The sequence below is a fragment of the Streptococcus oralis genome (assembly GCF_001578945.1).
Classification (GTDB): domain Bacteria; phylum Bacillota; class Bacilli; order Lactobacillales; family Streptococcaceae; genus Streptococcus; species Streptococcus oralis_Q.
Window position 1 is genome coordinate 541,272 of sequence record NZ_KQ969551.1, and the last position, 1,490, is coordinate 542,761.

A 1,490-nucleotide genomic window follows, 5' to 3' on the forward strand; every position below is an offset into this window, starting at 1 on the left:
CTTATTCAATTTTGCAGCATCAAAGTCATATTTGTCAAGACCTGGTAAGACTTTATCGAAGATTTTATCCAAGACCATAATGATTGGGTTCATCATGTAGTTCATGTGTGTTGAAGTCATTGGTGATGAACTTGGTGCATTAAGAAGGTCATCGAAAGTTGGTTTCATCAAGTCAGAGTTGATGATTTTCAAAACCCCAACAAGTACAACGGCAAGTGTAGCGATAAAGAGTGAAACTCCTTGACTCACACCATTGTTATCTGCGTACCATTTGATCAACAGACCAGTAATTGCCAAGTGCCAGATATCAAAGATATCAACATCAAGCGTATCCGTCTTCTTCATCGCAAGCATGACAACGTTGACAATCAGCATAACCAGCAGGAAGTAGAGTGTCCAAGCTGAACCCCATGTGATAGTTGCAAGTGGTGCCCAACCAACGTCGGTAATATTGAGCTGAATTCCAGTATTTGTAACGAATTTAGCCAATGAAGCCGAGAAAGCTGTGTTTAGCATACCGATAATGGCGCCGATACCAGTAAGAGCGATGGCAAGTTTAATACCACCCTCAAGAGCTTTGGAGAATTTCACTCCGAAAAGCAAGGCCAATACTGTCAAGATGATTAACATGATGATAGGGCCACCCATAGCCAAGATTGGTTTAAAGAAATCATTGGCCAGTTTAATAATGACATCCATAATAGTTCCTCCCATTTTTTAGTTATATGAATGTTAATAAAACAAAGTATTAATTAGCTTAGTCCATTTTCTTTAATAGCCGCCTCGATATTATCGTAGACAGGAGCACTCATTGCTGGAATACGGAATAGGATTGGACCAGCTTCGATAACTGGAATACCTGGTTCAAAACCAAGGTCAGTTGCAGCAATTGGTGTGAAGATATCATAGCCTTTGATAAGATCTTCGTTTACATCTTTTACCATAACTGCATCACAGTGGACATCGTATCCACGACTTGAAAGTTCCTCTTCAAGAGCGCTCTTGATTTGGTGGCTTGAGTTAACACCTGCACCGCAGGCAGCAAGAATTTTAATCATCTGGATTTCCTCCGTTTTATTATATTTTTTGTTTACAATTTAAGCAGTCGCTTCAGAAATGTACTGGTAAAGTGCTTCTGGTTCTGAAATTTTGGACAGATCTTCTAAGTGTCCATTTCCTGTAAAGAAGTCCATTAACTGAGCGAGAATGTTTGTTTGACTCGAACTTGAGTTGTTAATGATAAAGAAGAGTAAGGACACTTCTACTTCTTTATCAGGAGCAATCATATTGTGAAAAGTGACTGGTTTTTCTAATCGAACGACCACCACCTTTTCAGCCAGATTATGGATAGTATCTGTATGAGGAATGGCAACGTTTGGTAACTCTTTCCCCAGAAATTCCATATCTAAGCCAGTTGGAAATGACTTTTCGCGTTCAATTAGGGCAGAACGGTAAGTATCCGTTACAATTTTTCTTTCTTCAAGTAAAGT

General features: G+C 39.3%; 3 protein-coding genes. All 3 read right to left on the reverse strand.

Going from position 1 to position 1,490, the window contains the following annotated elements:
• The coding region (locus SORDD16_RS05255; RefSeq protein WP_277730441.1) for a PTS transporter subunit IIC at positions 1-699 on the reverse strand (699 nt) is incomplete at its 3' end.
• 53 nt (positions 700-752) lie between these two features.
• Positions 753-1,058 (reverse strand): PTS sugar transporter subunit IIB, encoded by a 306-nt coding sequence (locus SORDD16_RS05260; protein WP_061452608.1) that lies wholly within the window; start codon positions 1,056-1,058, stop codon positions 753-755.
• A 39-nt stretch (positions 1,059-1,097) separates the two neighbouring features.
• On the reverse strand, positions 1,098-1,490 hold a 393-nt coding region (locus SORDD16_RS05265; protein WP_061452609.1), incomplete at its 5' end, for a PTS sugar transporter subunit IIA.